Annotated in this window: 5 protein-coding genes; 4 read left to right on the forward strand and 1 reads right to left on the reverse strand. The window is 71.3% G+C overall.

The genetic code is table 11. The annotated features are described in order from the left end of the window. Positions 1–363: ATP-binding cassette domain-containing protein (locus tag KBX39_RS22395; protein WP_210872355.1), on the reverse strand; the 363-nt coding region annotated here is incomplete at its 3' end. A 213-nt stretch (positions 364–576) separates the two neighbouring features. Here KBX39_RS22395 and KBX39_RS22400 point away from each other — a divergent pair. The 4 genes from KBX39_RS22400 to otsB form a co-directional block, all read left to right on the forward strand. After that, complete coding sequence (locus KBX39_RS22400; RefSeq protein WP_043328891.1) at positions 577–861, forward strand: hypothetical protein; 285 nt, start codon at positions 577–579, stop codon at positions 859–861. Continuing rightward, the gene (locus KBX39_RS22405; protein WP_187693234.1) at positions 858–1,250 is read left to right on the forward strand and encodes a hypothetical protein; all 393 of its coding nucleotides are present in this window, start codon (positions 858–860) and stop codon (positions 1,248–1,250) included. The genes KBX39_RS22400 and KBX39_RS22405 overlap by 4 nt, the downstream gene beginning before the upstream one ends. Positions 1,251–1,391: 141 nt before the next feature. Continuing rightward, entirely contained in the window at positions 1,392–2,792 is a 1,401-nt protein-coding gene (locus tag KBX39_RS22410) for a trehalose-6-phosphate synthase (protein WP_043328887.1), read from the forward strand. Further along, a partial coding sequence (gene otsB, locus KBX39_RS22415; protein WP_210872357.1) for a trehalose-phosphatase occupies positions 2,789–5,161 on the forward strand: 2,373 nt, incomplete at its 3' end. The genes KBX39_RS22410 and otsB, both read left to right, overlap by 4 nt.

Genomic DNA, 5,161 nt, shown 5'->3' on the forward strand with positions numbered 1-5,161 from the left:
CTCCTCCATCAGCTCGTCGGAGTAGTCGGTGGCCATCTGCTCGGCGATGGCGTTGAACCGCTCCAGCTTGGCCTTGGTCTCGGCGACCGCCTCCTCGACGTTGCCGAGGACCGTCTTCTCCTCGTTGAGCGGCGGCTCCTGCGCGAGCATGCCGACGGAGTAGCCGGGCATGAGCCGGGCCTCGCCGTTGCTCGGCCGGTCCAGCCCTGCCATGATTTTGAGGAGGCTGGACTTACCGGCGCCGTTCGGACCGACCACCCCGATCTTGACACCCGGCAGGAAGTTCAGCGTCACGTTGTCGAGCACGACCTTGTCGCCGTGCGCCTTGCGCGCCTTGTCCAGGACGTAGATGAACTGGGCCACGGTGCGGGCTACCTCCGTCGGTTGCGTTCGCGGGCTTGTCGGGTGCGGGGCGCGGGCGTCGATCTCCGCCCGCCGCCGCCGGCCGGGAGCCGGCCGCACGCACGCCGCCGTCAATCCTGACAGGTACGGACCGCCACGCCCACATCACCCCACCCCAGGGGTACGGCGGCGCGCCTCCTTGCCGGCGCGGGTATGACTGAATAGCCTTGGCGTATGACCAAGAAGATCGCCGTGAGCCTGCCGGACGACGTCGCGGAGCGGCTGGCCAAGGAGCCGAACGTGTCCGCCTTCGTAGCGCGCGCCGTGCGTCGGCAGATGGCCGGCGAGCAGACGCGGGTGCTGCTCGCTCGCGCCGGTGTCACGATCACCGACGAGGACGTGGCCCGGGCCCACGCGGAGATGCAGCAGCTCACCGCGAGTATCACGCCCGAGCTTCGTGAGCGGGCCAGCCGGCTCCAGTCGGAGGTCCTTGCGGCCAGGGCGAAGGCGCGGCGGTGACGCAGTTCGGCCTGGCGCTCGACACGGCCGCGCTGCTGGCCTATGCCTCGGGCGCCAAGGACGTCGGTGCGAGGATCGCCGAGGCCGCCGACTACGCGCGTGACGTGCTGGTGCCCGCCCTCTGCCTGGCGCATGCAAATCAGCAGGCCACGGCTCCGCAGTGGGAGCTTCTGGAACTGCTGGCCGCCCTGCCGCAGGTGCAGATCACCCCCGTGGAACCTGACATGTGCGCCTACCTCGGAGGCTGGTCGCGGCGGATGACCGGGCGGATGGATCTCGCGCAGCTGGCCATGGAGGCCGCCGCCAATCCGCTCGTGCCGATCGTGACGGACCGGCGGGAGCTGCTCGGTGAGGTGCTGCCGAAGGAGTGGCCGATCATCGACCTCTGAGCCACCGGTGTCGACAAGATCACGCGGTGGGTTCGGCGGTTCTGGGACGGGTAGGTAACTCCGGCACGGGGGAACAGAGGCCGCAGCTACGCTCAGTACGCTCATCGCGGTGGACCCGTCAGTACCCGGAGGTGGCCGATCGTGACCGTCCGTAGCTCCTTTGTCGTAGTGGCCAACCGCCTGCCGGTCGACGAGGTGAGCACACCCGAGGGGCGGCAGTGGCGGCGCAGCCCGGGCGGGCTGGTGACCGCGCTGCACCCGGTGCTCGCCGAGCACCAGGGCACCTGGGTGGGGTGGGCCGGCGGCACCGGCGCCGCGCCCGAGCCGTTCGACCTGGAGGGCATCCGCCTGCACCCGGTGCCGTTGAGCGCCGAGGAGCTGGAGCGCTACTACGAGGGCCAGTCGAACGCGACGATCTGGCCGCTCTACCACGACGCCGTGGAGACACCCGCGTACAAGCGCCGCTGGCGCGAGGCGTACCGGTTGGTGAACGCCCGGTTCGCGGAGGCCGCGGCCGACGTGGCGGCCGAGGGCGCCACGGTCTGGGTCCAGGACTACCAGCTCCAGCTGGTGCCGGCGATGCTCCGCGAGCTGCGGCCGGACCTGCGGATCGGCTTCTTCCTGCACATCCCGTTCCCGCCGATCGAGCTGTTCATGCAGATGCCGTTCCGCACCGAGATCCTGCGCGGCCTGCTCGGCGCGGACCTTGTCGGTTTCCAGCAGCGGCTGGCGGCGCAGAACTTCGTCCGGCTGGCCCGGCACCTGCTCGGCCTGCGCTACGAGGGCCAGATGATCCAGGTCGACGGCCGGCAGGTGAAGGCGGGCGCGTTCCCCATCTCGATCGACACCAAGGAGATGGAGCGGCTGGCCGAGGACCCGGCGATCCAGGCCCGCGCCAAGCAGATCCGCGAGGAGCTGGGCAACCCGAAGACGATCATCCTGGGCGTCGACCGGCTCGACTACACCAAGGGCATCGAACTCCGCCTGAAGGCCTTCCGCGAACTCCTCGCTGACGGAAAGTTGACAGTTCCGGACGCGGTTATGGTGCAGGTCGCCACGCCCAGCCGCGAGCGTGTGGAGCACTACCAGGCACTTCGGGTGAAGGTGGAACGCGAGGTTGGCCGGATCAATGGTGAATTCGGCCGGGTCGGCGTGCCTGCAGTGCATTATCTGCATCAGTCGTACAGTCGCTCCGAACTGGCCGCGATGTACGTCGCGGCCGACGTCATGATGGTGACCCCGCTGCGAGACGGAATGAATCTGGTGGCCAAGGAGTACGTCGCATCGCGCGCCGACCAGGGCGGCGCGCTCGTGCTCAGTGAGTTCGCCGGCGCTGCCACCGAGCTGCGCCAGGCGTTCCTGTGTAATCCGCACGACCCGGACGCGGTGAAGGACGCGTTGCTGCGGGCCGTGCATGTCGAAAAGCCCGAAGCCCGCCGCCGGATGCGCGTCATGCAACGCCATCTGCGCAGCCACGACGTGGGCCACTGGGCCAAGTCGTTCCTCAGCGAGCTCGGCGTCGGAGATACGGAGGCTGCGTGACCTCGCCCGCCCTCGCCGCCGCACACGGCGGCGTGCTGGATCCCGAACTGCGTGCCGCGATCGGCCGCATCGCCCGGGTTCCGCAGCTTCTGGTCGCCTGCGACTACGACGGCACGCTCGCGCCGATCGTCGAGGACCCGAGCAAGGCCGTTCCGCTGCCGGAGTCGGTGGCCGCGGTACGCGCTCTGGCCTCGCTGCCGCAGACCAGCGTCGCGGTGGTCTCCGGCCGCGCGCTGCGCGACCTGGCCACGCTCTCCCGGCTGCCCAGCGAGGTGCACCTCGTCGGCAGCCACGGCTCGGAGTTCGACATCGGCTTCGTCGAGCGCCTCACCCCCGAGCTGATCGCGGTCCGGCACCGGCTCCGCGAGGCGCTGCGGGAGATCGCCGCCGAGCATCCGGGCATCCGCCTGGAACGCAAGCCCGCCAGCGTCGCCGTGCACACCCGCGGCGTCGACCCGCACACCGCCGCCCGGGCCGTAGAGGCGGTCCGCAACGGGCCGGCGACCTGGGACGGCGTGACGGTCACCCAGGGCAAGGAAGTCATCGAGCTGTCGGTGGTGGTCACCAACAAGGGCACCGCGATCGACCAGCTCCGGACCCAACTCGCCGCCAGCGCGGTGCTGTTCATCGGCGACGACGTCACCGACGAGAACGCGTTCGGCAACCTGACCGGGCCGGACGTCGGCATCAAGATCGGCCCCGGCGAGACCCGCGCCGACTACCGGGTGTCCGAGCCGATCGAGGCGGCCCGCGCACTGGGGCTGCTGCTGGAGACGCGGCGGCACTGGCTGTTCGGCGAGCGGGCGGTGCCGATCGAGCGGCACTCGATGCTCGCCAACGGCCGTACCGTCGCGCTCGTCACGCCGGAAGCGAAGATCACCTGGCTGTGTCACCCGAAGCCGGACTCGGCGGCGATCTTCGCCGACCTGGTCGGCGGCAGCCCGGCCGGGCACTTCACGGTCGGCCCGGAGCGCGGCGGCATCCCGCTCGGCCAGCGCTACCGCAGCAACACGATGACCGTCGAGACCCGCTGGTCCGGCCTGACCGTGACCGACTGGCTCGACCTACCGGTACGGCAGACCACGCCGGACGACCCGGCCGTGGTCAGCGGCGACTCCACACTGGTCCGGGTGCTCAGCGGCACCGGGCGGGCCCGCGTCGAGTTCGCGCCGAGGCCCGAGTTCGGCCAGGTCGCGGTGCAGCTCCAGCCGCTCGACGACGGCCTGCTGGTGCTCGGCTCCAACGAGCCGGTCGCGCTGCACTCCCCCGGCGTCGAGTGGGAGGTCACCAACGACGCCGGGTACGAGACCGCGAAGGCGGTGGTCGACCTGTCGGCGGCCGGCGGCCAGGTGGTGCTGGAGCTGCGCTTCGGCACCCAGAGCCTGGAGCCGCACCGGCTGCCGGTGCACGAACGGCAGGCCGCCGCCGAGCAGCCCTGGAAGGACTGGGTGGCCTCGCTGCGGCTGCCCGCCACCGCCCGGGACCTGGTCGCCCGCAGCGCGCTGACGCTGCGCGGGCTCTGCCACGAGCCCACCGGCTCGATCCTCGCCGCGGCCACCACGTCGCTGCCCGAGGAGCTGGGCGGTGTCCGCAACTGGGACTACCGCTACTGCTGGCTCCGGGACGCCGCGATGACCGCCCGCGCGCTGGTCGACCTCGGCTCCACCGAGGAGGCCGAAGGTCTGCTGCGCTGGATCGACGGCGTGGTCGAGCGCACCGGCGGGCACCCGGAGCGGCTGCACCCGCTCTACACGGTGGACGGCTTCGAGCTGGGCGCCGAGGCGGTCATCGACACGCTGCCCGGCTACGCCGGCTCCCGGCCGGTACGGGTCGGCAACCTCGCCAACCACCAGCTCCAGCTCGACGTGTTCGGCCCGGTCGCGGACCTGATCGCGGCCGTCGCCGACGCCCGGGGCTCGATCCGGGACGACGAGTGGCGGGTGCTGGAGAACATGGTCGAGGCGGTACGCCGCCGCTGGCACGAGCCCGACCACGGCATCTGGGAGGCCCGCCTCCCCCCGCGGCACCACGTCTTCTCCAAGGTCATGCTCTGGATGACTGTGGACCGGGCGCTGCACGTCGTACGGCGGCACGGCGGCGAGGACCGGCCCGAGTGGGTCGAGCTGCGCGACCGGATCGCCTCGAACGTGCTGGAGCACGGCTGGCACCCGGAGGCCGAGGCGTACAGCGTCGCCTACGGCTACGAGGAGATGGACGCCTCGTCGCTGTGGATCGGCATCTCCGGGCTGCTCGCCGGTGACGACCCGCGCTTCCTCTCCACCGTGCTCAAGATCGAGGCGGAGCTGCGCAGCGGGCCGGTCGTCTACCGGTACCACTGGGACGACGGCCTGCCCGGCCGGGAGGGCGGC

Source organism: Micromonospora sp. D75 (assembly GCF_018070405.1).
GTDB classification, from domain to species: domain Bacteria; phylum Actinomycetota; class Actinomycetes; order Mycobacteriales; family Micromonosporaceae; genus Micromonospora; species Micromonospora chalcea.

Coding starts and splice junctions, on each gene's coding strand:
- KBX39_RS22400 (WP_043328891.1), top strand. CDS start 577: ATGACCAAGAAGATCGCCGTGAGCCTGCCGGACGACGTCGCGGAGCGG.